Raw genomic sequence first — 1475 nt, 5'->3', positions numbered from 1 at the left:
TGTATGTGCAGACCCGGAAAAGAATCTTCCCAAACTGGTGAGCTGGGCACAGCCCATCGCAGCAGCAACAGGGAGAATACAAGAGAACCAATGGAAGATGATCAAACGTATCACACAAGCCCCCTCATCAGGGGGATACGGCTTGATCATGAGAATCATTCACCAGACAGACTACGAGGTGCTAGAGAAGATAGTCATGAACTTTGTTTTCAATGCTGCTTGGTTTGGAGCTGAACAGTTGGAGAAAAACCGTTCAGAGATGGATATGAATATCCCTTGGGCAATCCTGATGGACCCGACTTCTGCCTGCAACCTCTCCTGTACAGGATGCTGGGCCGCCGAGTACAAGAAAACTGATACGCTCTCCTTCCAAACCTTGGATCGCATCATTACCGAAGGAAAGGAACTGGGAACCTATGCATATCTCTTCTCCGGTGGCGAACCGTTGATTCGTAAACATGACCTGATAAAGCTTGCCCACAAACACAACGACGCAATCTTTGCTGCCTTTACCAATGCAACATTGATTGACGCTGAATTTGCGGAAGACCTACTGAGTGTAAAGAACTTCATCCCAATAATCAGTATCGAGGGAACTGAGGAAATGACCGACGCAAGAAGGGGCAGTGGGGTTTGGAAGAAATGTATCCAGGCAATGGACCTCTTACATGAACGGGGCTTGCCCTTTGGATTCTCGACTTGCTACCACGCACACAATACAGAATATGTGGGTTCTGATGAGTTCATTGAGTTTATGGAAGCAAAGGGAGCACTTTTTGGATGGTACTTTACCTATATCCCTGTAGGGGCAGGTGCCTCCCTCGACTTGGTTGCCTCCACCTCCCAACGAGCATACATGCTCAAGCGTGTGAGGGAAATACGCACTCATAATCCGCTCTTTGTCCTGGACTTCTGGAATGATGGCAACTATGTGAATGGATGCATCGCAGGAGGAAGACGATACCTGCACATCAATGCCAATGGGGACATGGAGCCATGTGCGTTCATCCACTATGCCTGTGAATCCATTCATGGTAAACCTCTCGTGGAAGCTCTTAGGAATCCACTGTTCAAGGCATATCGGGATCATCAGCCATGCAATACTAACATGTTCCGTCCCTGCCCCATGTTTGACAATCCGGAGTTGCTGGTAGATATGGTCAACCAGTCGGGGGCACAAAGCACCCAACGGATCGACTCAGAATCAGTAGAACAGCTCTATACAAAGTGCAAGCCGATTGCTGACAAATGGAAGCCAGTCGCTGATGAACTTTGGGAGGAATACCAGAGATAGACACCCAATAACCCTCTCTTCTCATCTCTTGGCAGGTACGTTCCACGCACGTACCTGCCTTTCTTCAAGAAAGGCTTCTCAACAAGATGGAAAGCATCAGCTGTTTTACCTCACTTCAAACATAATATACATATATTTGAGATATTTTCTCAATTTTATGTTGATTTATGCACTAATTGGG

1 protein-coding gene is annotated in these 1475 nt (G+C 47.1%); it reads left to right on the top strand.

Annotated features, from left to right (window positions below; genetic code table 11):
- Positions 1-1294, top strand: a 1294-nt coding sequence (locus JF818_RS04220) for a radical SAM protein (RefSeq protein WP_198890727.1), incomplete at its 5' end; no start/stop codon positions are given.
- Positions 1295-1475: the final 181 nt, after the last annotated feature.

Source organism: Sphaerochaeta sp. S2, assembly GCF_016406725.1.
Taxonomy (GTDB): Bacteria; Spirochaetota; Spirochaetia; order Sphaerochaetales; family Sphaerochaetaceae; genus Sphaerochaeta.
The sequence above is the reverse complement of the archived record's forward strand: the minus strand, read 5'-3'. Positions and strand labels throughout refer to the sequence as shown.